Annotated in this window: 22 protein-coding genes; 9 read left to right on the top strand and 13 right to left on the bottom strand. The window is 70.5% G+C overall.

The window, feature by feature from the left end:
- Window positions 1-35 precede the first annotated feature (35 nt).
- The 5 genes from ACLF3M_RS16520 to ACLF3M_RS16500 form a co-directional block, all read right to left on the bottom strand.
- Entirely contained in the window at window positions 36-1,208 is a 1,173-nt protein-coding gene (locus ACLF3M_RS16520) for a hypothetical protein (RefSeq protein ID WP_430658045.1), read from the bottom strand.
- 55 nt (window positions 1,209-1,263) lie between these two features.
- Complete coding sequence (locus ACLF3M_RS16515) at window positions 1,264-2,724, bottom strand: phage portal protein (RefSeq protein WP_430658044.1); 1,461 nt, start codon at window positions 2,722-2,724, stop codon at window positions 1,264-1,266.
- Entirely contained in the window at window positions 2,724-2,960 is a 237-nt protein-coding gene (locus ACLF3M_RS16510) for a phage head-tail joining protein (protein WP_430658043.1), read from the bottom strand. The genes ACLF3M_RS16515 and ACLF3M_RS16510 overlap by 1 nt, the downstream gene beginning before the upstream one ends.
- 14 nt (window positions 2,961-2,974) lie before the next feature.
- Window positions 2,975-3,661, bottom strand: coding sequence for a terminase gpA endonuclease subunit (locus tag ACLF3M_RS16505; RefSeq protein WP_430658042.1), 687 nt, complete (start codon window positions 3,659-3,661; stop codon window positions 2,975-2,977).
- Window positions 3,662-4,179: 518 nt separating this feature from the next.
- Entirely contained in the window at window positions 4,180-5,061 is an 882-nt protein-coding gene (locus tag ACLF3M_RS16500) for a LysR substrate-binding domain-containing protein (RefSeq protein ID WP_430658041.1), read from the bottom strand.
- 115 nt (window positions 5,062-5,176) lie between these two features.
- Between ACLF3M_RS16500 and ACLF3M_RS16495 the strand changes: the two genes are divergently transcribed.
- From ACLF3M_RS16495 to ACLF3M_RS16465, 7 genes are all read left to right on the top strand, one after another.
- Window positions 5,177-6,157: a Bug family tripartite tricarboxylate transporter substrate binding protein gene (locus ACLF3M_RS16495; protein WP_430658040.1), complete on the top strand. Its 981-nt coding sequence runs from the start codon at window positions 5,177-5,179 to the stop codon at window positions 6,155-6,157.
- Between the two features lie 11 nt (window positions 6,158-6,168).
- The gene (locus ACLF3M_RS16490) at window positions 6,169-7,704 is read left to right on the top strand and encodes a sulfatase family protein (protein WP_430658039.1); all 1,536 of its coding nucleotides are present in this window, start codon (window positions 6,169-6,171) and stop codon (window positions 7,702-7,704) included.
- Between the two features lie 121 nt (window positions 7,705-7,825).
- Window positions 7,826-9,187, top strand: coding sequence for an extracellular solute-binding protein (locus tag ACLF3M_RS16485; RefSeq protein ID WP_430658038.1), 1,362 nt, complete (start codon window positions 7,826-7,828; stop codon window positions 9,185-9,187).
- A gap of 23 nt (window positions 9,188-9,210) precedes the next feature.
- Window positions 9,211-10,107 carry a carbohydrate ABC transporter permease gene (locus ACLF3M_RS16480; protein ID WP_430658037.1) on the top strand — a complete coding sequence of 299 codons (897 nt, stop codon included), beginning with the start codon at window positions 9,211-9,213 and terminating at the stop codon, window positions 10,105-10,107.
- Window positions 10,104-10,931 carry a carbohydrate ABC transporter permease gene (locus ACLF3M_RS16475; protein ID WP_430658036.1) on the top strand — a complete coding sequence of 276 codons (828 nt, stop codon included), beginning with the start codon at window positions 10,104-10,106 and terminating at the stop codon, window positions 10,929-10,931. The genes ACLF3M_RS16480 and ACLF3M_RS16475 overlap by 4 nt, the downstream gene beginning before the upstream one ends.
- 5 nt (window positions 10,932-10,936) lie before the next feature.
- Entirely contained in the window at window positions 10,937-12,454 is a 1,518-nt protein-coding gene (locus ACLF3M_RS16470; protein ID WP_430658035.1) for a sulfatase, read from the top strand.
- Entirely contained in the window at window positions 12,454-13,368 is a 915-nt protein-coding gene (locus ACLF3M_RS16465) for a DUF4432 family protein (protein WP_430658034.1), read from the top strand. Before ACLF3M_RS16470 ends, ACLF3M_RS16465 begins: the two co-directional genes overlap by 1 nt.
- Before the next feature lie 46 nt (window positions 13,369-13,414).
- Here the strand turns inward: ACLF3M_RS16465 and ACLF3M_RS16460 are convergent, their stop codons facing one another.
- The 7 genes from ACLF3M_RS16460 to ACLF3M_RS16430 all read right to left on the bottom strand — a co-directional run bounded on the left by ACLF3M_RS16460 (window position 13,415) and on the right by ACLF3M_RS16430 (window position 20,750).
- On the bottom strand, window positions 13,415-14,881 hold the full coding sequence (locus tag ACLF3M_RS16460; RefSeq protein WP_430658033.1) for a sulfatase-like hydrolase/transferase: 1,467 nt from the start codon (window positions 14,879-14,881) through the stop codon (window positions 13,415-13,417).
- A 1-nt stretch (window position 14,882) separates the two neighbouring features.
- The gene (locus ACLF3M_RS16455; protein WP_430658032.1) at window positions 14,883-15,830 is read right to left on the bottom strand and encodes a Bug family tripartite tricarboxylate transporter substrate binding protein; all 948 of its coding nucleotides are present in this window, start codon (window positions 15,828-15,830) and stop codon (window positions 14,883-14,885) included.
- 96 nt (window positions 15,831-15,926) lie between these two features.
- A complete protein-coding gene (locus tag ACLF3M_RS16450; RefSeq protein WP_430658031.1) occupies window positions 15,927-16,952 on the bottom strand; it encodes a Gfo/Idh/MocA family protein in 1,026 nt (341 codons plus the stop codon).
- A complete protein-coding gene (locus ACLF3M_RS16445; protein WP_430658030.1) occupies window positions 16,952-17,986 on the bottom strand; it encodes a Gfo/Idh/MocA family protein in 1,035 nt (344 codons plus the stop codon). The genes ACLF3M_RS16450 and ACLF3M_RS16445 overlap by 1 nt, the downstream gene beginning before the upstream one ends.
- A gap of 152 nt (window positions 17,987-18,138) precedes the next feature.
- Window positions 18,139-18,435 carry a UxaA family hydrolase gene (locus ACLF3M_RS16440; protein WP_430658029.1) on the bottom strand — a complete coding sequence of 99 codons (297 nt, stop codon included), beginning with the start codon at window positions 18,433-18,435 and terminating at the stop codon, window positions 18,139-18,141.
- Complete coding sequence (locus tag ACLF3M_RS16435) at window positions 18,435-19,601, bottom strand: UxaA family hydrolase (protein WP_430658028.1); 1,167 nt, start codon at window positions 19,599-19,601, stop codon at window positions 18,435-18,437. The genes ACLF3M_RS16440 and ACLF3M_RS16435 overlap by 1 nt, the downstream gene beginning before the upstream one ends.
- A gap of 252 nt (window positions 19,602-19,853) precedes the next feature.
- Window positions 19,854-20,750: an NAD(P)-dependent oxidoreductase gene (locus ACLF3M_RS16430; RefSeq protein ID WP_430658027.1), complete on the bottom strand. Its 897-nt coding sequence runs from the start codon at window positions 20,748-20,750 to the stop codon at window positions 19,854-19,856.
- Between the two features lie 141 nt (window positions 20,751-20,891).
- Between ACLF3M_RS16430 and ACLF3M_RS16425 the strand changes: the two genes are divergently transcribed.
- Both ACLF3M_RS16425 and ACLF3M_RS16420 read left to right on the top strand, forming a co-directional pair.
- Window positions 20,892-21,641, top strand: a complete 750-nt coding sequence (locus tag ACLF3M_RS16425) for an SDR family oxidoreductase (RefSeq protein WP_430658026.1) — start codon at window positions 20,892-20,894, stop codon at window positions 21,639-21,641.
- 21 nt (window positions 21,642-21,662) lie between these two features.
- Entirely contained in the window at window positions 21,663-22,556 is an 894-nt protein-coding gene (locus ACLF3M_RS16420; RefSeq protein WP_430658025.1) for an SMP-30/gluconolactonase/LRE family protein, read from the top strand.
- A 14-nt stretch (window positions 22,557-22,570) separates the two neighbouring features.
- Here the strand turns inward: ACLF3M_RS16420 and ACLF3M_RS16415 are convergent, their stop codons facing one another.
- The gene (locus ACLF3M_RS16415; protein WP_430658063.1) at window positions 22,571-23,029 is read right to left on the bottom strand and encodes an SDR family NAD(P)-dependent oxidoreductase; all 459 of its coding nucleotides are present in this window, start codon (window positions 23,027-23,029) and stop codon (window positions 22,571-22,573) included.

Raw genomic sequence — 23,029 nt, 5'->3', positions numbered from 1 at the left:
GCGCAGCGCTATAGCCAGAGAATGGGCGACGCCACTCAATCCAAGGCGTCTGGCGGGGCAACCATCATCGTCGCGCCGTGCTGCGCAAGCAGGGACAGGTAGCGCGTGGGATCGTCCTTCTCGCCCTTCTTGAGGTCCTTCCACGTCTTCACGGAATAAATTGCGAAGCCGACGGCAAGGCCTGGTAGTACGGCTGTGATCTGCGGACCAATTACCGTCACGCTCGCGCCGCCTGCGGTGATCGCCACCGGGAGCGTTTCCAGTGCCTTCGTCAGAGCGTCTTTGCTGGTGTCGAGAGCCCCAGCACCAAAGAAGCTTTTGGCGAAGTTGGACAATGATGCCCGCTTAGCGCGCCATCGCTCGACGATCTCATCGGACGCGGCCTTTAGGTTCGCCCTTAACCTCTCCTCGCTTCCCATCGAGCCAATGCTTCTTGTGCATTTTGCGAGATCGTTCCGGAAGGCATCTAGGGCATCACCAGAAGACGACATGGCGGCTAGGTCGGTCGCAGAGAGCCTTGAGATATCAAAGTGGTTAGCAATGACCATATGGGCGAGGCGGAAGGTACGGGCCGAATTGTCCTGCGAGCTCTTGGGGGTGCCGCGTACGAGCGCGTCGTAGATGATGTCCTCGTCGTTCGTGACGGCAGCGGCGTGAACATTCGGCGCGTCCGTGAGGATCTCAAGGCCCCAGTCCCGCGCCGCCGCAGTGGCGATGGTCGCCAGGAATGCTTCGCCGAGCACCGGGTGCATAGCGATCCATTCACCGCCCGAGTTCGGTCGCTCAGGCTTCCAGAGCAAATTCGCTTTCTCCAGCCTCTCTCGCAGTGGTTCCGTCATCCGTGCGCCCACGAGCTGAAACCTTGAGTCGTCGCCTTGGTAGGCGGCTCTGGTCGCCTCGCGGGAGAAGTGTCGCGACTTCCCATTTTGGTCCAACAAATCGGCTGCCACTCTGTCGCCAAAGCGTGCGGCTGCTGCGCTAACCGCGGGGCTCTGGACTTCGTACTGGTCGAGCAGTGGTCGCCCTCTACGCCCTCTAGTCCGGCTCAGAGCCTGAACAAACCGGGTATCGTCGGGAATGTAGCCGGACCGGGGCATCATTCGCACGATATGCGGGAAGTACAGCAGCGCTGCCTTTAGCCACTGCTCGTCCCGCACGCGAATGTACGGGTAGTAGAGCGCATCCCGAATCTCATCCGTCTGGCCCACAATCGCCCTCCTCAGCTTCGACCAGACGGTCAGGTTGGCACAGCTGCGGCGGAGATCAGCTATCCTGTTTCGGTGTGGCCACGCCAGTCGCCGCAATTTCAACAGCAGCCATCTGTGCGGCGTCCTGGGCGGCGCCGGACCTAGCAACGCGCCGTGGATCGGTGTCGAGCGCGAGGCCGGCCTCATCGAGCAGCGCGTTTGCCTCGCGGATCATCTCGACTGCGGCGCGGAAGTCGTAGCCGAAGGCGCCGACTGCCTCGGGCTGCGGTACGAAGCCGGCGCGCACCTGTGAGATCAGCGCCGTCGTGTCCTTGAGCGGGTCGATCATCTCGTGCGCCGGTGGCACATGCGACACACCGTCCGGCATCTGGGCGCCCCACAGCCCGAGTAGCGCGCCCTGGGCGTGGAAGCGCTCGGCAATGGGGCGGACCAGCATCGGGATGAGCATGCCGTACTGGACCTGCTCGCACAGGCGGCGGAACTCGATTTTGCCGGCGCGGAGTGAGGAGTAGTTCGCCTGCGTCAGGTCGCCCGAGACCTGGTCGTAAGTCAGTCCGGCGCCGACCGCGGCGGCCTCGAGCGTGCGGCGGGCAAAGGCCGCGTGGCTGCCGCCGCCAGAGGGGTTCACCACCTCTACCGACCCCATGCCGCGGCGATAGAGGATCATGCCCGGCTCGAAGCTCTCGACCGTGCGGCCCTGGGCGTCGCGCAGTCGGCCCGATGCAGCGCCGGTCAGCGCCTCGTCGCCTTCTTCGGAGACCACCGCTGCAAGGCAGGCCTCGATCTTGGCCTTCATCAGCAACGCGGCCTCGTAGTCGCCGAGGTCGCGCAGGCGGAGCAGCACCGGCGCCAGCCAGGACACATCGCGCAGCTGCCCGGGCCGGCGCTTGCGGTAGATGTGCAGCACATCGCCGGCGGGGATGCGTTCGCTGCCGAGCCAGGCCGCGCCCGGCAGGATCCACGCCGCACCGGGATGCACGCGATGCAGCCAGTATCCGATCGGCTCGCCGGCCTCCCCAAGCGCGATGCCCTGGATGGTGGGTGCGCCGTCCACCCTGCCGTTCCGCGCCGTGTGTAGGTGGTCGCTCTCTAGGACCTGCAGCCGCAGGCCGATTGGGTTCGAAGGCGACGGGTCGGCCATCAGGAAGCGCACGAAGCACTCACCGCTCTCGACAACAGCGCGCATGACCAGCGCCTGCAGCCCATAGAGGTCGAGCCGCCCCTCGGCATCGCAGGCCGTGCTTTCCGCCCAGCGGCGCCAAGCATCCGCGTGACGCTGATCTGGCCAGCGGGTGGTGATGCCGGCGCCGACCGCATTGCCGGTCCACAGATCGACGATGCGGCTGGCGTAGGGATCGTTCCTGACCGCGTCACGGGCGCGCCGCGCCACCGTCGCTGCGGCCATCCCGACCTCGGCCGTGGCGCTGCCACCCGAGGGCGCCCAGGCGGAGGCCCGGCTGTCCTGCGCCGCGGCGTAGCCGCGCAGCGCGTTCCATGCATCCCGGAGCCGGCCCATCACCCGCTTCCCTCGCGGGAGAAGCTGGCGAAGGTCACGCTGGGGCGGCGGGCCGCCGTCATCTCCGCGCCGCGCAGCACCGCCAGCGCACGGCCGAGCTCATCCAGGCTGCGGTATTCCACGGTGCGCCCGTCGAAGGTCACGCGGGTCGTGCCCCCCGTGTAGGCTGAGGCGAGCGCGGCCGCCCGGCTGCCGGCAGGCTGCGCCAGCGCCCAGGCGAGGACGGTCGGGTCCATGCGCGTCCTCCCTTTCAGCGCAGCCAACCGCTGCGCGGCGCAAGCCAGCCACGCGGGCGATGGGTGTCGGGTGCAGCCTGCGACGGCGACGGGGGAGCGACATTCCCGCTGGTGGGCATCTCGCCCGCTGGCAGCGACAGCGCATCGGCCATCCGCGCCCAGCGTCCGTCGCCCCAGCGATCCATCCCCAGCGCCGCCGCGGCCGCGCGGGCGTAGACCCGACAGTCCAGCGCCTCGTTCCTCTCGCGCGTCTTCACCCACTCCAGCCGGCGAAAGCCGTTCCGGCCGGCGCGGGCCACGAGCTGCTCCGCCGTGAGCTGCCGGCAGAACTCCTCGCCCGCGGCATGCACCGGCAGGTGCACGTAGCCCGGCGGGAATGGCTCGCCGCTTTCCTTGGTCGGTCGGTCCAGCTTCAGCCAGCCATAGGTTTCGCCCTTCAGGAAGGACGAGCCCACCGGCCAGACCTTCAGGCCGCCGAGCTTCCGGCCGTTCCGTCGCACCTCCGTCGCCGCCGGCTGCCCCACCGCGGCGCGCAGTCCGTCCTGGCCCTTGACCGCGATCGCACGCCCGGCGCCGGCGCGGCGGACGAATGAATAGACCTCCGCCGTTGTCATGCCGTCGCCGCTGTCGATCGCCGCCATGGCGACCGGCAGGCGATGGCCGCAGGCATGCAGCCAGGTCTCGCCCAGCAGGTGCCGCAACGCCGATCCCGCACGCCGCCTCGACCTTCATGGCCTTCGCGTCCAGGCCCGCCTATCGCCTCGCACGCGCAGCGGCTGTCGAGCGCCGCTGCGCGGAACCAGCAACACTGCGCCGATATGCGCACGGGCATCGTGTCGCGTCAGGGTTCAAGTTGGGCGGACCCCAAACTGTCGGGCATCAGTATGACAAACGCTATAATGCGTCTGGTGCGATTCATTCGTTGAGTAATCCTGTTGCTGTCCGCTCCGAGACGAGGATTGTGCACACGTTGGTTCTGTTGCTGGGATCGGCCTGTATAGTGCTCTGGAGCAGCTGACGCTCGGGGAATTCGCTGCTACGTCAGCCCGCCAGGGATGCCCGGAAGCTCTCTCGTTGGGCGACCAAACTAGGGTGACGCGCAATCTCACGCGTCACCCGTCAGCGTGCGCGACCCTGCCACGTCTGAATGCATCGCCCTCGTCCTCGTCAGAAAGCTCTGCACGAGGGAGACGCGGGGAGCCGCGGGACAGCGACCATGCTAGGCAAGACTGACGCCGAGATGTTCCGCGAAGGCGCGGGCGGGGGCGGATAGCCGATCCGGCCGCCAGACCGCGAAGACGCGGGAGCGCTCCTTGAGCCCCGCCAGGCCACGATAGGCCACGCCCGCGAAGCGCAGCTTGCGCACCGAGGCCGGGACCACCGCGACGCCGACGCCCGCGCCGACAAGGCCGATCAGCGCGTGCATCGGCGAGACCTCCTGCACGATGCGCGGCTCGAACCCTGCCTCCTGGCAGAGATCGACGAGTTGCCGCTGGAAATCCGTGCCCTGGCGGGGAAACGCCACGAAAGGACTGCCGGCGAAATCACGGAGCCCCAGCCTGCCGCGCCCGGCCAGCGCATGGGTGCGGGGCAGCGCAGCCAGGAGCGGCTCCTCGAAGACCTGCGCGCCGGCGAAGCCATCCGGCAGTCGCAAGGCGCGGCGGAGGCAAAGGTCGCAGCTGCCTTCCTGCAGCGCCTCGGTCTGCGCCGCCGCTGACATCTCCCTCAGACGGAGCTCGATGCCGGGACGGGTGCGACGGAAGCCCTCGATCGCCGCGGGCAGGAACGCATAGGCGCAGGAGCCGGAGAAGCCGAGCGTCAGCGTGCCTGCCTCGCCGCGCGCCGCCTGCAGGGCGCGGCCAGGCGCGGCTTCGGCGATGGCGATGACCCGCCGGGCGTCCTCGAGCAGGGTGCGGCCGGCTTCGGTCGGGGCCACCTCCCGGCTGGTGCGCGCGATCAGCCGCGTGCCGACATGACGTTCCAGCCGCTGCAGCGCGCGGGAGAGCTGGGGCTGTCCCATGCCGAGGCGCAGGGCGGCGCGGCCGAAATGGCGTTCCTCCGCCAGCGTCACGAAGCGCTGCAGGTCGCGCAGCTCCAGCATTCATGGCTCCCAAGGCATCGGTCGTTGCCTGATTATGCATTGGACAGCAGGAAAACGCGCGCCCAGGCTCGGTTCGGAAGGGCGTGGCATGACCGGCGCCGAGGGAGGATCGCCCATGACGGCCCTGCGCCGCCGCACTCTGCTTCGCGCCGCCGCCTTCGCGCCCCTGGCGCGCCCGGCTCTGGCCCAGACCGCGCCCGATCCCTCGCGACCCGTGCGCGTCCTGGTCGGCGCCGCGGCGGGCGGAGCGACCGACATCATCACCCGCATCGTGACGGAGGCGATGGCGCCCGACTTCCCGCGCGGCTTCGCCGTGGAGAACCGCCCGGGCGCGGGCGGCAACATCGCCGCCGAGGTCGTCGCCCGCGCGGCGCCCGATGGCTACACGCTGCTGATGGGCGACCAGGCGCAGACCGCGATCAATCCGGCGCTCTATCGCCACGTCGGCTTCGACCCCGTGCGAGATTTCACGCCGATCGTCCTCGTCGCCGAATTCCCCTTCGTCATCGTGGTCAATCCCGCCATCCCCGCGCGCACCCTGGCGGAGTTCGTGGCCTGGGCGAAGGCGCAGCCCGAACCCGTGCTTTATGGCAGCCCGAACGCCGGCAGCCCGCACCATCTCGGTATGGAGGCGCTCGCGAAGCGGCTCGGCTTCCGCGTCAGCCACGTGCCCTATCGCGGCGGCGCGCCGGCGGTGGTGGACCTGCTGTCGGGCCAGCTGAAGGTGGGCTCCATCGGCCTGCCGCCGCTCGTGCCGCATCTGCGGGAAGGCCGGCTGTTCGCGCTGGCCGTCAGCACGCCCGGCCGCTCGCCGCTCTCGCCCGAGGTGCCGACCATCGCGGAGGCCGCGGTGCCCGGCTTCGCCATGCCGGTCTGGTACGGGATGCTGGGGCCCGGCGGCCTGCCCGCCGACATCTTGCGCCACGTCGAGGCATCCGTCGCGCGCGCCCAGGCCCGGCCAGAGGTCGCGGCCAAGCTTGCAGAATCCGGCCTGACGATCCGCCGCGGCAACGCCGCGGAGTTCGGCCGCTTCCTCACCGCCGAGATCGCCTTCTGGGGCGAGGCCGCGCGCGCCTCCGGCGTCACCATCGAATAGGAACCGCAGGCTTGCTCGACTCCCGCCCGAACATCCTCTTCATCACCACCGACCAGCAGCGCGGCGACGCGCTCGGCGTGATGGGCCGCAAGGTTCACACGCCGCACATGGACCTGCTGGCGAGCGAGGGCGTCCTGTTCCGCGGCGCCATCTGCCCGAACCTCGTCTGCCAGCCCACCCGCGCGTCGATACTGACGGGGCTGCTGCCGCGCAGCCATGGCGTCTGCGACAACGGGATCGACCTGCCCGAGGAGCCCGCGCGGCAGGGCTTCGCGGCGGAACTCGCGCGCGCGGGCTACGACACCGCGCTGATCGGCAAGGCGCATTTCGCGACCGCGCACACCTTCGCGCCGACCGGTACGCCGGAGTGCCGGCACTCCATGCATCTGTATGGGCCCAATTGGACGGGGCCCTATATGGGCTTCCAGCGCGTGGAACTCGTCGTCGAGGGCCACAACACCTTCCCGCCCATGGTCCCGCCCTACGGCCAGTCCTACGAGGCCTGGTACCACGGCGACGGCTATGGCGAGCTGAAGAACAGGCTCTATGCCACCAATGCCGGCCCCGATGTGAAAGGTGCGCCGCAGACCTGGCATTCGGCGCTGCCGCCGGCCTGGCACAACTCCACCTGGATCGCGGACCGCATGATCGCCTTCCTGCAGGAACGCCGCGACCGCCCCTTCTGCGTCTGGGCCTCGATCCCCGATCCGCACCATCCCTTCGACTGCCCGGTGCCATGGTCGCTGCTGCACCGGCCGGAGGACGTGGACCTGCCGCCGCACCGCACGCTCGATCTCGAGCGGCGGCCCTGGTGGCACCGCGCGAGCCTCGAGGGCACGCCGAACCTGGCGGATCCCAAGCTGCGGGAGTTCCGCGCGAAGCACAGCCGCACGCCGGTGCTGACCGACGAGACGCTGCGCGAGGTGATCGCGAACTACTACGGCATGATTGCCCTCGCCGACCACAACATCGGGCGGATCCTGACGGAGCTGCATCGGCTGGGGCTTGCCGAGAACACGCTGGTGGTGGTGGGCTCGGACCATGGCGATTGGCTGGGCGACCACGGCCTGCTGCTGAAGGGGCCGATGGCCTATGACGGGCTGCTGCGCGTCGTCGGCATCATGCGCGGGCCCGGCCTGCCGAGGGGAAAGGTCTGCGACGAGCCCGTCTCGTCACTGGATTTCCCCGCGACCTTCCTGGACCAGGCCGGGGTGAAGCGGCCGGAGCACTGGCACTCGCGAAGCCTGCTGCCGGTTGCCCGCGGCGAGGAGACCCGCGACTTCGCCTATTCCGAATGGGATCTCAGCGACAGCCGCTGCGGCGTGCCGCTGGAACTCCGCACGGTGCGCACGGCCCGCGACAAGCTGACGGTCGAGGCGATCAGCGGCGCGGCCGAGATGTACGACCTGGTTCGCGATCCCCATGAGACCACGAACGTCGCCGATGACCCCGCCCATGCCGCGCGGCGGAAGGAACTCGAGGCGATGATCGCGGCGCGTCCGAACGATGCCCGCAACCAGCGCCTGCCGCCCGTGGGGATGGCCTGATGCGGCCGCGTTTGGCCCGGGCCGCGCCGAGCGGGGCTGTCGGCACGAGAGGCCGATTGCGCCGCAGGCTCCGCTTCGCCACGATGAGCTCAACAGGCCAGAGCTGAGGGAGGAACGACGCATGCTCACGAGGAAACCGGGGGCGCCGCTCGGCCGCCGCGAAGCGCTTGGCCTCGCCGGCACGGCTCTCGCGGGCAGCAGTCTGCCTCGGCTGGCGGGCGCGCAGGGCCGGATGGCCCCGATCACCATCGTCATCAACCAGTCGCCCTGGCTCGACAGCTTCGCGCGCATCGTCCAGGCCTATGAACGCGAGAGCGGCAACCGCGTCGAGCTGGACGTGAACCCCTTCGCGGGCTCGCTCGAGAAGCAGCGCAATTCGGTGCGCGCGGCGCGCGGCACGACCGACATCCTGATCATGAATTCCGGCTGGTTCGCCGAGATGTATTTCGGCGGCTTCGTCCAGCCCATCACCGACATCGAACCGTCCTACCGGCTCGACTCCGGCATCTACACGCTCGGCGACACGGTGTTCTTCGACGCCGCGAGCAAGACGATGACGCCGCGCGGCAAGCTGATGTCCATGCCGATCGCGCCGCTGATCCCGCTGACCTACTACCGCGCCGACCTCTACAGGGACGCCGGGATCGGCGGGCCGCCCCGGACCTTCGAGGATCTCGAAGCCAATGCGAAGCGGCTGAACCGGCCGCCCCGCATGATGGGCATGGTGCAGCGCGGCGCCCGCGGCCCGCATTCCGTGGCCTATGACTTCCTGCCCTACATCTACGGCCACGGCGGCGGCTTCTTCCGCGACCACAACAACGGCGACTTCACGGTGACGCTCAACGCGCCCGAGGGCCGCACCGCGCTCGACTACTACATCCGCCTGGCACGGGAGGCCGGGCACCCGCGCACCGCGGCGATGGACCAGGCCGATGTCATCCAGGTCTTCGCCACGGGACGTGCCGCGCACATGATCACGGTGATCGCCGCCTGGTCGCAGATGGACGACCGGGAGCGCTCGGCCGTGGTGGACCGCGTGGAATGGGCGCCGCCGCCCTCCCTGCCGGGCAAGCCGACGGCGCCTGGCCTCGGCCATTGGCTTGCCGGCATCAGCCGCAACGTACCCGACGACCGCCAGCGCGCCGCGCTTGCCTTCCTCAAATGGTTCGGCACGACGCCGTCGCAGATCGCCTTCGCCCGCGGGGGCGGCATCCCGGTGCACGAGGCTGCCTACCGCGACGCGATGGCCGAGGAGCACCGGTTCCGGTGGATGAAGCCGATGTCGGAGGCGCTGCCGCATTCGGTCAACCCCTACACCTTCCCCGAGGCCTCCGAGGTGATCGCGGTGCTGGAACTTGGCCTGAACCGTGCCATCGCCGGCGAGATCACGAGCGTGGCGGCGCTGAACGGCATGTCAAACGAGATCGCCGACATCATGGCCAAGCACGGCTACCGGACGGGCAGGCTGGAGCCGCTGCGCTGAGCATCGCGCTCGACCGCGACGCGGTGCGCAGCCCTGCGCGCCGCGCGCCGCGGGACGCCGACAGCCTGTGGCGCTGGGCGACGCTGTCGCCGGCGCTGCTGCTGATGGCGGCGCTCGGCCTGCTGCCGGTGCTGAACCTGTTCGTGCTTGGCTTCTTCGACGTGCGCTGGACGGACGGGGGCTCGAGCTGGTCTTTCGTCGGCACGCGCCACTACGCCGCACTGCCCGGCGACCCGCTGTTCCGGGCCTCGATCCTCAACACCACACTCTTTGCGCTCGGTGCGGTGGCGGGGCAGATGCTGCTGGGGTTCGCGCTGGCGCTGCTGTGCCACAAGGCGACGCGGGGCCGCGTCTTCTGGCGCGCGGTCTTCGTGCTGCCGGTGCTGATCCCAGGCATCGTCATCGGCGCGATGTGGAAGCTGCTGCTTAACCCGGAGTTCGGCGCGATCGCGCAGGTCTTCGAGATGGTGGAACTGGAGCCCGTGGACTGGCTGGGCGAGGCCTCCACCGCGCTGCTCGCAGTCATCATGGTGGACATCTGGCACTGGACGCCGTTCTGCTTCCTGCTGTTCCTCGCTGGCCTGGAATCCCTACCGCGCGACGTCTACGAGGCGGCGCGGGTGGACGGCGCGCGCGGCTGGCAGGAACTGCGGTACATCACCCTGCCGCTGATGTGGCCGACCATCGTCGTGACCTTCGTCTTTCGCCTCGTGCTGGCCTTCAAGGTCTTCGACGAGGTCTACCTGCTGACCGGCGGCGGGCCCGGGACGGCGACCGAGGTCGTCGCCTTCACCATCTACCAGCGCTTCTTCACCGAGGACCGGGCGGGCTACGGCTCGGCGATGGCGGTCGCCGTTATCTTCCTGATCTTCCTGATGCTGGCGGCCGCCGCGGCGGCGCGACGCAGGGTGCAGTCGTGACGGGCCGCTTCCGCCGCGAGGCTCTGCTGCAGATCGCGCTGATCGGCGGGGGGCTGATCGTGCTGCTCCCCTTCGCTTGGGTCGTCTCCGCGGGCTTCCGCACGCAGATCTCCCTGCTTATGGGCGAGTTCTGGTTCACGCCCGTGCTGTCGGCGTTCAATGAGGTGCTGTTCTCCAAGACCTCGGACTACCTCCTCAACGTCCAGAACTCCGCGATCGTCGGCCTGGCCAGCACGGCGCTCTGCCTTGTCGCGGCGACGCTTGGCGCCTGGTCGCTCCACCGCATGCGCTGGCCGCGCTGGTGGGTGCACCTGCTGCTGCTTTGGGCGCTGCTGCTGCAGATGATCCCGCCCGTCGCGCTCGCCGGCGGCTGGTTCGTCATGGCGCGTGCGGTCGGGCTCGACAACACGCTGACCGGCCTAGTGCTCGCGCATGCCACGCTGAACCTGCCCATGGCGCTGTGGATGATGGGCGTCTTCGTGCGCGACGTCCCGCAAGAGCTGGTGGAGGCCGCACGGCTCGACGGCGCCTCCACACCGACGCTGCTGAGGCGCGTAGTGCTACCGCTGGTCGCCCCTGGCCTGGCCGCATCCGGCGTACTCTGCTTCGTCTTCTCCTGGAACGAGTTCGCGGCGGCGCTGAACCTCTCCATGCGGCAGACCGCTACGGTGCCGGTGGCGATCGCGAAGTTCGCCCAGGAATTCGAGATCCGCTACGTCCAGATGGCCGCCGCGGCGAGCCTCTCCGCCGTTCCCGCCCTCCTCCTGCTGCTGGTGGCGCAGCGCTGGATCGTGAAGGGCCTCACGCTTGGTGCCGTGAAGTAGGTCGCATGAAAGCCGTCCTGGTCCTGTTCGACTCGCTCAACCGCCACATGCTGGGCTGCTATGGCGGCACGCGCGTGCCGACGCCGAACTTCGATCGCCTCGCGGCGCGAGCCGTGCGCTTCGACAAGCACCATGTCGGCAGCCTGCCCTGCATGCCCGCACGGCGCGACCTGCTGAGCGGGCGCCTTTCCTTCCTGCACCGCTCCTGGGGGCCGCTCGAGCCCTTCGACGACGCCTTCCCCGAGATCCTGGCGAAGCAGGCCGGCACCTACAGCCATCTCGTCACCGACCATTTCCACTATTGGGAGGATGGCGGCGCGACCTACCACACGCGTTACGACAGCCACGAGTTCATCCGTGGGCAAGAGGGCGATCCCTGGAAGGCGATGGTGCAGCCGCATTGGGAGCGGCTGCGCGAGATGTACCATGGGCGCCAATTCAGCACGGCGCGGCGCGACTACCGCGCGCAGAACATCGTCAACCGCGAGTTCATTCGTGACGAGAAGGACTTCCCCTCGGTGCAGTGCATGCAGGGCGGGCTCGAATTTCTCGCGCGCAATGCGACGGCAGACAACTGGTTCCTGCAGATCGAGACCTTCGACCCGCACGAGCCCTTCACCGCGCCCGCGCGGTTCCGCGAGCGCTTCGTCACCGACTACCGCGGCCCGGTCCTGGACTGGCCGCGTTACGGTCGGGTGGACGAACTGCCGGAGGAATGCGAGGAGCTGCGCGCCAACTACTACGCCGTGCTTGCCCTCTGCGACCACCTGCTGGGGCAGCTGCTCGATGTCTTCGACGCGCAGGACCTGTGGAAGGACACGGCGCTCGTCGTCACCACCGACCATGGCTTCCTGCTCGGCGAGCATGACTTCTGGGCCAAGAACCGCATGAACCTCTACGAGGAGGTCGCGCACATACCGCTGCTGTTGCACGATCCCCGCAGGCCGGCTGCAACCGGCGAAAGCTGCGCCGTGCTGACGCAGACGATGGACCTCGCGGCGACCTTCCTCGATCTGTTCGGCGTCGCGCCGACGCCGATGATGGAGGGAATCCCGCTGCGCGCTTTGTTGGACGGCGAGGCGAGGCGCGAGGCGGTATTGTTCGGCTATTTCGGCGGCGCGGTGAACGTCGCGGATGGGCGCTACACCTATCACCGCTTCCCGCCCGACCTGCGGCGGCAGGAGATCCACCAGTACACGGTCATGCCCACCCACATCTGGTCGCCTTTCAGCGTCGAGGAACTGGCCGATGCGCGACTCGCCGGGCCGCTGCCCTTCACCAAGGGTGCGAAGGTGCTGCAGGTGCCGGTGATCGAGACTTCGCCCTTCTTCAACAACTACGGCCCCGGCGCGCTGCTCGAGGATGAGACGCGACTCTACGACCTTGTCGCCGATCCCGGGCAGCTGGCGCCGCTGGCCGATGCCACGACGGAGGCGCGGCTCGCCACGCTGATGGCGAAGCTGATGGCCGCGAACCACGCGCCGCCGGAGGCCTTCGCGCGGCTCGGCCTTGCGCCGCCTTGATGCACCCGCCTCCCGGCCTGGTCGCCACGCCGCGCGCCTTCGCCTCGCTGCGCCGCATCACGCTCGCAGACGGGCCGGAGGCGGGGCTCGATTGTGTCGCGATGTCCACCGGCGGCGGGCTCGATTGCTGGCTCCTGGCGGGGCGCAGCCTCGACATCGGGCCGCTCTGGTGGCGTGGCCGGCAACTCGGCTGGATGCCACCGCAAGGCTTCCTGCATCCCGCCTTCCGCCGTGCGGAGGAGGAGGGCGGGCACGGTTTCGCGCGGCTCTTCGGCGGTGCGCTGGTAACCTGCGGCCTGTCGCATATCCGCCAGCCCGCCGGCGGCGAGCCGCTGCACGGCCGCTTCCCCTTCACGCCAGCGCGGCTCACGCTCTGCCGCGAACGGGACGAGTTGCTGGAAGTCGAGGCGGAAGTCGTCGAGGCGCGGCTCGGCGGGCCCGTGCTCCGGCTTTGTCGTCGCATCGAGGCGGACGTGGGCGGCGCGGAGCTGCGCATCCGGGACATTGTCGAGAACGTCGGCCCGTCGCCGGCGCCCTTCGCCGTGCTTTATCACTTCAACTTCGGTTGGCCGCTGGTGGGCCCGGGCGTCGCTGCGACGCTCGACGGCGCTGCACTGCCCCTGCCCTACGCACCCGGCGATCCGGCTGCCGAGCCGCACGTGACCTGCCTGGCCGTGCGCAACGGCACGGCAACGCTCACCTCGCCGACCGGCCCGAGCCTGACGCTGCGTTTCGACCCGGTCGGTCTTCCCTGGCTACAGCTCTGGCACGACATGCGGCCATCGGTCTGCGTGCTGTCTCTGGAACCCTGCTCCGTCGGTCGCGACGTGCCGCTCCCGCTGCTGGCGCCAGGAGAGGTCGTGAGGACCTCGCTTAGCCTGCTGCTGGCGGATGGTGCGTCGAACTCGCCGTGACGAGCATGGACGAGGCGGCCGCGGGCGCACCTCAGGCCGCCCCGTCTCAACCACTCCACGCCGGACGTACGCCGGGCGGCGGGGAATAGGGCAGGTCGCCGCGCGCCATCACCGCCGCCCGCCCGCCATTCGCAGCCAGGATCGCCGCCTGCCGGGCCTTCACGGCTGCGTCCAGCACGTCCGGCGTGGTCCCTAGCCGGTTGCGCAGCGCGGCTTCGAGTGCCGACAACGTCGCCGCATGGGCGGGATCGGCCGCGAGGTCCGCCAATTCCTCAGGATCCGACTCCAGGTCGAACAGCTGGGCGGGGTAGGTGACGTAGCGCACGTATTTCCAGCGCCCCCGGCGCAGCATGAAGGCCGCCTCGCGCGAGCCGGAGGCATGATACTCGGACAGCACCGCGCGATCCGGCTCCGCGCCCGCCGCGATCGAGAGCAGCGAGACGGAGCCAGGCGGGGCCGCCTCGGCGCAGCCTGTCGCCTCCATCGCAGTGGCGAACACGTCTGTCAGCGAGACCGGCGTGCGGATCACGGCGCCGCGCCGTACGCCGGTGCCGGCGAGGATCATCGGGATGCCGACGCTCTCCTCGTACATGGTGGATTTGCCCCAGAGGCCGCGCGCGCCGACATTGTCGCCGTGGTCGGATGCGTAGAGCACCCGCGTCGTCTTCCCGAGCCCGGCGGCCTCCAGCGCGCGCAGCACGCGGCCGACTTGCTCATCCATGAAGGACACCAGGCCATAGTAGCCCGCCATCATGCGCTGCACGTCCTCCGTCCCGTGCACGTGGGAATCATAGGGCACGGTGCGCGCGTAGTCCGCGAGAAACGGGTGCGTCGGCCGTTCGCCCGCCGCGTAGAGCTTCGGCATTCCCACGACCTCCGGCGGAAAGCGAGCGAAGTGCTCGGGCGGTGCGATCAGCGGGAAATGCGGCGTGACGAGCGACACGAGGAGACACCAGGGCTTCGCCGGCTCCGCACCCGCCTTCGCGCGCAGCCACGCCTCGGCTTCGGCCGCGATGTCGCGGTCGTAGCGCGTGTAGTCGCTCTCGCCCGGGCCGGCCGTCGCGGAGAGCTTGGCGGCCCCCTTGCGCGGCGGCGCGGTCTCGTCGCGGATCAGCGCGAGCAGGTCGCCCTTGCCCTCCACGACATGCATCGCGAGGCGTTCCTCCGAGAAGCCGTGGTCGTCCCCCGGCAGCCCGCGGAAGTGCAGCTTGCCGATCGAGACCACCTCGTGCCCGGCCTCGCGCAGCGCGTGGTGCCAGGACCGCACCGTGCCGTCATAGGGATCCGCATTGTCGTAGTAGCGGCCCATCGCGTGCAGCGCGCGTCCGGTGGCGAGCGCGGCACGCGCCGGCACGCAGATGGGACAGGGCGTGTAGGGCGAGACGAAGCGCGCCCCGCGGGCGGCCAGCGCGTCGAGGTTCGGCGTCTGCGCGAAAGGGTGACCCGCGCAGCCCATGGCGCGCGGCATGTGCTCGTCGGAGAGGATGATGAGGAGGTTCTGCGCCACGGCCATGTCAGTCCACCTGGGCTCCGCTGATCCGCACCGCCTCGCCCCATTTCTCCGCTTCCTCGCGCAGGAAGCCGGCGAAGCGGTCGGGCCCCATGCCGACCGCGGCGCTGCCGTCGGCGGTGGCCCGCGCCCGGAAGGCGGGATCGGCGAGCGCCTCCTGCACGGCGGCGTCCACTCGGCGGATCACCTCGGCCGGCGTGCCGGCGGGCACCATGATCGCGAACCAGGAGACGAGGTCGAAGCCTGGCAGCGTGTCCGCGACCGGCGGGACCTCGGGCAGCGCGTGGTTGCGCGCCGCGGAGGTGACGGCCAGCGCGCGCAGCCGCCCCGCGCGCACCAGCTCGGTCGCGGTGGAGAGCGTCGGGAAGCCGAACTGCACAGTCCCGGCAATCACGTTGTTGACGATGTCCGGCGCGCCGCGGAAGGGCACGTGCACGGCCTGTACCCCCGCCCGTGCCTTGAACATTTCCGCCGCGAGATGCGCGCCCGAGCCGTTGCCGCCCGACGCATAGTTCTGGTCCGGGCGCGCGCGCAGGCCCTGGATGAGCACCGCCGCGCTTACCGGGCCGTCCGGCGGTACGACCAGCAGGTGAGGCATGGCGAAGGCGACGGTGACCGGGACGAAGTCGCGGAAGGGATCGAAGCCGAGCGGCCGGCGGCTCAGCGCCGGGTTGATCACCAGCGAATTCGTGCCAAGCAGCAGCGTGTAGCCGTCCGGCGCGCTGCGGGCCGCTGCCTCGAAGCCGATGTTGCCGCCGGCGCCCGGGCGATTCTCGATCGCCACGGGCTGGCCCAGCGCGGGGGACAGGCGCTCGGCCAGCTGGCGGGCGATCACGTCGGGCGCAGAACCCGGGATGAACGGCACGATCAGCCGCACCGGGCGCGTCGGCCAGGATTGAGCGAAGGCCGGCAGCGGCAAAGCGAGCGCGGCGAGCAGGGCGCGACGGCGCATCGGGTGCTCCTTCAGGACGTCATCGCACGCGCCGGCCGCAGCGGGCAGGCGCGAGGTGGTCGAGCAGCGCGCCGGCGGCTGGCGCAGGGGTGCGGTTCATGGCGCGATCTCCTGCCTGATGCCGGAGGCCGCGGCGGCATATGCCTGCTCGATGAGCAGCAGCGCGAGCCGGCCGTCGTCGATGGTGGCCGGCGGCGGCGCGCCGTCGCGCAGGCACCGGGCGAAGCCGATGGCATTCTGGTGGTGAAAGCGGCCGGCTTTGAACTGCGGCACGACCTCCTCCGCCCGCCAGGCGCGCTCCGTGCCGCCGGCGAAGATGCGGAGGAAGGGACCAGGGGTGATGTCGCGCGAGGCAAGGTCCACGCCCGCCAGCAGCGCGGTGCCCGCCGTGCCGTAGACCTCGACGGAATCCGACGCCGCCGCGAAAAGGAAGCCCGCGGTCAGCTCCGCGACCATACCGTCCACCCACGTGAAGACGGCGGTGGCGTTCTCATCCACCTCCAGCCCCAGGACGGCCGAGGAGGTCGTCGCGACGACGCTGCGCGGCAGGCCAAACAGCCAGCACAGCAGGTCGGCGCCGTGAACGCCCTCGTCGAGCAGCGCCCCGCCGCCGCTCTCGTCGCGGCGGACATACCAGCGCGCACGGAAGTCGGGATCGAGGCCGTGGCCGTGCCCGTGGCGAATTCGCACGGTGTGGATGCGTCCCAGCGTCCCCTGGTCGACTATCCTCCGCAGCGCGTGCGAGGCGGGGTCGAGGCGCTTCGGGAACGATTGCATGAAGAGGGTGCCGGCCTGCGCGACGGCGCCCGCCATCGCCTCCGCCTCCGCGACGCTGCGCGCCGTCGGCTTCTCGCAGAGGATGGCGCAGCCCGCCGCGGCAGCGCGCCGCGCGAGGGGAAGATGTTTGCGGGTCTCGGAGCAGATGGCGACCGCCTCGGCGGCGGCAATCGCGGCGTCGAGGTCAGGCTGGAAGGGCACGCCGAAGCGGTCCGCCGCGTCGCGCCCGCGGGCCGCGTCGTCGTCCCAGATGCAGGCGACGGCGATGCCCGGCTCGGCGAGGAAGGCCTCGGTCCAGAAATTCGCGTGGTAGTGCGCGAAGGAGAGCATCGCGACGCGGTGCATCAGGTGGCGTCCACCGCGGTCTCGGCCCCGCCCGCGGCGCTCGAGCGCGCGATGGCCTCGGCGATCAGCAGCCCGCGCAGCCCGGCCTGCGCCGTTTCTTCCCTTGGCGCGGCGCCCGTGAGGCCCGCGAGCCAGCGCCGGTGATGCCGCTCCCCGAGCGGCGCTTCCGGCAGCGCCGGCATGAACCAGCCCCGCGCGCCGAGGCGGCGCGGCGCGAAGGCGGCGAGCCGCCCGCGTTCCGTCCGCAGCCACAGCGTCCCCTCGGTGCCGTAGATTTCCATGCGGAAGCGGTCGCAGCCGGCCGCCTCGACCGCCGACATCTCGTGCGAGACGACGGCGCCGGAGGCGAGGCGGTAGGTCGCCCAGGCGCTGTCGGGGTTCTCCACCACGACCTCCTCGCCGGAAGCGAGGCGCCGCCGCGGCACGAGCGTGGCTGTACGGGCCGAGACCGCCATGACCGGCCCGAACAAGTGCTCGATGAGGTCGAGGCCATGCGTGCCGAGCTGCAGCACCACACCGCCAGCGACCCGGCCGGCCTGGAAGAACCAGCCGCCCCAATCCGGCCCGGGCGTCGCGTTGCGCAGGCGGACGGAGTTAAGGGTGCCAAGGGCGCCCGAGGCGATCCAGTGGCGCGCGGCCTCCACCTCCTCGAAATGGCGGTGCATGAAGGAGACCTGGAGGTCCAGGCTGCGCGCCGCGGCGAGGGCGATCAGCCGACGGCAGGCCGCGCTGTCGGTCGCCATCGGCTTCTGCAGAAAGACGGCCTTGCCGGCTTCGAGGCAGGCGCTCGCGACCGCCTCATGCGTGTCGTCCGGCGTCGCCACCAGCACGGCATCCACGTCGCTGCGCGCCAGCAGCCGCGGCAGCGACGTGCCGGCATCGGGCACGCCGAAACGGTCCGCGCAGGCGCGCGCGCGGGCGGCGTCGCGTGAGACCACCGCCCGCAACGCCACGCCCGGCAGCCGCCGCAGCGCGCCGAGGTGGTAGTCGGCGATGAAGCCCGCTCCGACCAGCGCGACGCCTGCGACCTGCATCGCCGCTCAGCCGCGCCAAGGGCCCGGCAGGCGTACCAGCGACGCAGCCAGGCGGATCGGCCGGTCCGGGAAGCGCGGTCGCGCGCCCGCCGCGACGGGCGCGACAAGTGCTGCAGCTAATATGGCGCGACGCGACATGCGCGATCCGGTCATCATTCTCCCTCGCGCCGGCGCGCCCGCAGGCTGCGCATGTTGTGCACGTGAAGATGGTCGCCGGCCGCGATATCGGCCGTTGCCGCGCCGATCACCGAACCGTATTTGCGGACGTGTTCGCCGCGAGCCAGCCCGCGCCGCGCCACCTTGTGGCCGAGCGGCACCGCGCCGCGCAGGCGTATCGCGGATAGCGCCTCGCCGCAGCGCGCGACCGCTTCCCCCGGCTCGAGGTCGCGCAGCGCGACAGCGACGTCGTCATCGCGATGGAGGACCAGGAGATCCCAGCGCGCCGCCATCAGAAATCCGCTCCCAGCCGCGCAAAGGCGTAGCCGCCCTCGTCCAGCACCTCGCCCCAGGTGCGCGTGCCGCTGGCGTGATCCAGCACCTGTGCGAATAGCGCCTCCGCCGCCTCCTCCGGCTCCCGCGTGCCGAGCATCAGGCCGGAGCCGTCGAAGTCGATCTGCTGACGCAGACGCGCAGCGGTCTTCGGGTTCACCGTGATCTTTACGGTCGGCGCGAGCGCATCGCAGTAGGAATTGCCCGGGCCTGTCGTGAACATCGTCATGGTGCAGCCCGCCGCGACGAAGCCCGTGACGGAGGGGGGCGAGAAGGACGGTCCCTCCATCACCCACAGCCCTGGCCCCGGTATCGGCGCTCCGTGCGGCACCACGCCCCGCACGGGCCTTGAGCCGCCCTTGGCGACCGCGCCGAGCGACTTCTCCTCGATCGAGGAAAGCCCGCCACGGATGTTCTCGGCGCCCGGATTATTGCCCGTGAGATCCTCCCCGCTGGCCGCTGCCCAGCGCTCGCGCTTCGTCACGGCATTGACGATGGCGCGGCCCACCTCCGGCGAGGCGGCGCGTGCGGCGAGCACATGCTCCGCGCCCAGCCATTCCATCGTCTCGCCGAACACGGCGGCGCCGCCCGCATCGACCAGGCGGTCGGCGACCATGCCGGCGAGGGGGTTGGCGCCGAGGCCGCTGGTCGCGTCGCTGTGCCCGCATTCCGTGCCGAGGCGCAGCAGGGACGCCGGCAGCGGCACGCGACGCGCCCGCGACATGTCCCGCGCCAGCGCCGCCCCCAGCCGCACGCCACGATCCGACAGCGCCAGGCTGTCCTCATGCACATCGTCCAGCGCGACGGCTTCGATGGGCTTGCCAGAGGCCGCGACACCCTCGGCCACGACGTCGAGCCGGTCGCGGTCGGCGCCGACCAGCAGCACCGCGCCGGCATTCGGGTTGCACCCCAATCCGACCAGCGTGCGGCGCGTCATTGCGCGGTCTTCGCCGAACTGGCCGCGGCCATAGGGCAGCGCGATCAGCAGCGCGCCAGGCAATTGGCGCGCGATGCGCCGGGCGGCGGCGCCGGTCAGGCCGAGGACGGAGATCACCAGGAGACGGTTGCGCGTGCCCGCGCTGCCATCCGGCCTCGGATAACCCAGGAACTCGGGCGTGTTCACCATCGGCTGATTCCCTTGTTGCGGCTTGGCCGCAAGCCCGCACCCAGGGCCCGGTCAACGCTGCAGCCGCGCGAGCTCGTGCGAGATGGCACCGTGCAGCGCGCTCGCGGCCCCCTTTGTCGTCCTTTCCCCCATGATCGCGCGCCGAGGCATCGGTCACGTCGGCCATTAGGTTGCCGAGCGGTGCCGCGCCGAAGCCGAGCCGTGTCACTTCCACCTGCGTGCGGCCCAGCCTGCGGCGTTCCGGCCGCGCGTTCATGGCGCGGCCCGCACCTGCACGCCGGCCGCGTCCTCCCGGATCTTCAGCAGCACGCCGACGTCCTTGCCGCCCAGCCCCCGGTCCAGCCCTTCCTGGCAGGCGGCGAGCGCGGCGCGGCCGACCGGCGCGACGAGACCCATGCCCTCGATCATCTCGAGTGCGATGCGGCAATCCTTGTGCGCCAGGCGGAGCATGAACCCGGGCTCGAAATCGCCCTTCAGCGGGCGCAGCGGGAAGGCAACGGCGAGCTGGTTGTTCCAGGCCATCGTCTTCTGCATCACGCTCGTCATCGTCTCGAGCGTGAGGCCCGCGCGCATGCCGGCGGACAGCACCTCCGCGTTCAGCGCGACCAGCGCGGTTGCGAGCAGGTTGTTTGCGGCCTTCATCGCGTGGCCGTTGCCCAGGCCGCCACAATGGAAGAAGTCCGTGCCCATGCAATCCAGCACGGGACGCGCGCGGGCGACCACCTCGGCTTCGCCGCCGGCCATCAGCGTCAGTGTGCCGGTGACCGCATGCTCCGCGGTCTTGCCGACAGGGCAATCCACCATGAAGCAGCCACGCTCCGCGAGCGCCGCGCCGATGCGCCGCGTCGTCTCCGGCGCGCTGGTGCTCATGTCAATCATCACGCCGCCGGCGGGCAGCGCGCTGACGATGCCGTCGGGGCCGAGCGAGACGCGCTCAACGTCCGGTGCATCCGGCAGCATCGTGACGACGAACTCGCTTCCGCGCGCGACCTCGGCCGGAGAGGAGGCGCCGCGTGCGCCCTCGGCGACGAGGCGCGCCATGGCGGCGGGATCGACGTCGAAGACGGTCAGCCCGTGGCCGCGCTTCAGGATGTTAGCGGCCATTGGGCCACCCATGATGCCGAGGCCGATGAAACCGACTTGCGCCATCGCGCGTCCGTCCGCCTCCCCCTCATCGCGCCTTCGCCACTTGTGCCGTTATGCGTGGCGCGTTTTGCCGTGCGGAGATGCTAGCGCATACTGGTCGCGGGACAAGCGGTCTTCGCGATAGGCGGCCCGGAGGGAACGGACATGGCGAAGTCGGTGGTCGTGACTGGGGCGAGCCGCGGCATAGGCGCCGCGACCGCGCTGCTCGCCGCACGGCGCGGCTTCGAGGTCTGCGTCAACTACAACAGCCATGCCGAGGAGGCGGAGGCAATTGTTGCGCGTATTTCCGCTGAGGACGGGCGCGCCATCGCCGTGCAGGCGGATGCGGGGCGGGAGGACGAGCTGGTCGCGATGTTCGCGCGCTGCGACCGGGAACTCGCGCCGCTCGGCGGCCTGGTGAACAATGCCGGCTTCCTCGGTGGCGAGAGCGACATCGAGGACTTCGATGCCGGCGCGATGCGCCGCCTGTGGGACGTCAATGTCGTCGCCTATTTCGTCTGCGCGCGGGAAGCGGTGCGGCGGATGTCCACGCGGCGCGGCGGCAGCGGCGGCGCGATCGTCAACGTCTCGTCGATGTCGGCCGACAATGGCGGGATCGGGCCACGCGTGCACTACGCCACGACCAACGGCGCGCGGCGCACCTTCACCTTCGGCCTGGCCAAGCAGTCCGGCCCGAAGGGCATCCGCGTGAACGGCGTCATGCCCGGGGTCATCGACACGCATTTCAACGACGGCTTCGACAACGAAGGGCGCAATGCGCGGCTAGGCGCGCAGATTCCGATCGGCCGGGTGGGCACCGGGCAGGACGTCGCGGAGACCATCGTCTGGCTGCTGTCGGACGAGGCCGCCTTCGTCAGCGGCGCTGTCATTCCCGTGAACGGCGCCTTCTTCTGAAGCCGCAGGAGCATGCTTGCGATGACCGTCACCACCATCCCGCGCGAGGCCGCGCTGCCCGTCCACGCCGCCAATGCCGTGACCGGGGAGGTGCCGTACTGGGATGCCGCGACGGGCACGTTGTGGTGGATCGACGTGCAGGGCCAGCGCCTGCTGGGCTTTCGCCCCGCCGACGCCGGTACGCTGTGTTTCAACCTGCCGAGCATGCCTGGCTTGATCGCGGGGTGCCGGCGCGGAGGCCTGGTCATCGGGCTCGAGGACGGGCTCTACGCCTTCGACCAGTCGGCCGGCCTCGGCGAGCGCCTCGTCGCGGTGGAGGCGGAGGACACGCGCACGCGGGTCAACGACGGGAAGCCCGATGCAGCAGGGCGTCTCTGGTTCGGCACGATGGACAAGACCGGCGGCGGGGCGCCGATCGGGTCGCTTTACTGCCTCGATCCCGAGGGTACGCTGCGCTGCGTCCGCCAAGAAGTGCGGATCGCCAACGGCATCTCGGTATCGAACGACGGCCGCACGCTCTACTTCACGGACACGCCGACCAACATCGTCGAGGCGATCCCGCTCGACCGCGTGACCGGCGCGCTCGGCGAGCCGCGGTGCTTCGTCGCGGTGCCCAAAGGCGGGCATGCCGACGGCACCTGCGTGGACGCCGACGACATGGTCTGGATCGCCATGGTCGGACTGGGCCGGATCGAACGGCGGCGGCCCGACGGCACGCTCGACCTCGTCGTCGAACTGCCGGTCACGAGGCCGACCATGCCGATGCTGGGCGGAGCGGACGGGCGGACCCTGTTCATAACATCCCAGCGCCGCTTCCTCACCGCCGGCCAACTCAGGGACCAGCCACTCTCGGGTGACCTGCTCGCGGTCCGCGTGTCCGCGACGGCCCGCTCGCCCTTCCTCGCCGCGATCTGAACGGCAGGCGGCTGTCAGCCCCAGGTGAGCGGCGGCCGGCCGGCCAGCGCGCGCAACCTTGGCGAGACGATGGCCGCCGCGTTCTGCGCGGTCAGCCCGCCATCGACGGGAAGGTCCACGCCGTTCACGAACGCCGCGGCATCGCTCGCCAGGAACAGCGCGGCATGCGCGACGTCGTCGGGATGGCCGACGCGGCCGACGGGATGGCCTTCCGTGGTCAGGCTCAGATCCTCGGGCTCGAGCTGTGCGGCGAAGGCTTCGGTCACGATCAGCCCTGGCGAGAGCGCGTTGACGCGGATCCCGTGGGATCCGCATTCCACCGCCATCTGCCGCGTCAGCGCATGCACGCCGCCCTTCGCCGCCGCATAGGCCGCGAACTGCGCCTGGCCGACCAGGCCCTGCACCGACGCCACGTTGACGATCGCGCCGCCGCGGCCATGCGTGCGCATGGCGCGAACCGCCTCCCGCGACAG

It is taken from the genome of Falsiroseomonas sp. HW251, assembly GCF_050563545.1.
GTDB lineage: Bacteria > Pseudomonadota > Alphaproteobacteria > Acetobacterales > Acetobacteraceae > Falsiroseomonas.
The sequence above is the reverse complement of the archived record's forward strand: the minus strand, read 5'-3'. Positions and strand labels throughout refer to the sequence as shown.

Excerpts from the sequence above, each read along its gene's own strand:
- ACLF3M_RS16420 (WP_430658025.1), top strand. The coding sequence starts at position 21,663 with ATGACCGTCACCACCATCCCGCGCGAGGCCGCGCTGCCCGTCCACGCC.
- ACLF3M_RS16455 (WP_430658032.1), bottom strand. The coding sequence starts at position 15,830 with ATGCGCCGTCGCGCCCTGCTCGCCGCGCTCGCTTTGCCGCTGCCGGCC.
- ACLF3M_RS16485 (WP_430658038.1), top strand. The coding sequence starts at position 7,826 with ATGCTCACGAGGAAACCGGGGGCGCCGCTCGGCCGCCGCGAAGCGCTT.
- ACLF3M_RS16450 (WP_430658031.1), bottom strand. The coding sequence starts at position 16,952 with ATGCACCGCGTCGCGATGCTCTCCTTCGCGCACTACCACGCGAATTTC.
- ACLF3M_RS16515 (WP_430658044.1), bottom strand. The coding sequence starts at position 2,724 with ATGGGCCGGCTCCGGGATGCATGGAACGCGCTGCGCGGCTACGCCGCG.
- ACLF3M_RS16440 (WP_430658029.1), bottom strand. The coding sequence starts at position 18,435 with ATGGCGGCGCGCTGGGATCTCCTGGTCCTCCATCGCGATGACGACGTC.
- ACLF3M_RS16445 (WP_430658030.1), bottom strand. The coding sequence starts at position 17,986 with ATGCAGGTCGCAGGCGTCGCGCTGGTCGGAGCGGGCTTCATCGCCGAC.
- ACLF3M_RS16430 (WP_430658027.1), bottom strand. The coding sequence starts at position 20,750 with ATGGCGCAAGTCGGTTTCATCGGCCTCGGCATCATGGGTGGCCCAATG.
- ACLF3M_RS16460 (WP_430658033.1), bottom strand. The coding sequence starts at position 14,881 with ATGGCCGTGGCGCAGAACCTCCTCATCATCCTCTCCGACGAGCACATG.
- ACLF3M_RS16495 (WP_430658040.1), top strand. The coding sequence starts at position 5,177 with ATGACGGCCCTGCGCCGCCGCACTCTGCTTCGCGCCGCCGCCTTCGCG.
- ACLF3M_RS16425 (WP_430658026.1), top strand. The coding sequence starts at position 20,892 with ATGGCGAAGTCGGTGGTCGTGACTGGGGCGAGCCGCGGCATAGGCGCC.
- ACLF3M_RS16510 (WP_430658043.1), bottom strand. The coding sequence starts at position 2,960 with ATGGACCCGACCGTCCTCGCCTGGGCGCTGGCGCAGCCTGCCGGCAGC.
- ACLF3M_RS16500 (WP_430658041.1), bottom strand. The coding sequence starts at position 5,061 with ATGCTGGAGCTGCGCGACCTGCAGCGCTTCGTGACGCTGGCGGAGGAA.
- ACLF3M_RS16435 (WP_430658028.1), bottom strand. The coding sequence starts at position 19,601 with ATGGTGAACACGCCCGAGTTCCTGGGTTATCCGAGGCCGGATGGCAGC.
- ACLF3M_RS16465 (WP_430658034.1), top strand. The coding sequence starts at position 12,454 with ATGCACCCGCCTCCCGGCCTGGTCGCCACGCCGCGCGCCTTCGCCTCG.
- ACLF3M_RS16470 (WP_430658035.1), top strand. The coding sequence starts at position 10,937 with ATGAAAGCCGTCCTGGTCCTGTTCGACTCGCTCAACCGCCACATGCTG.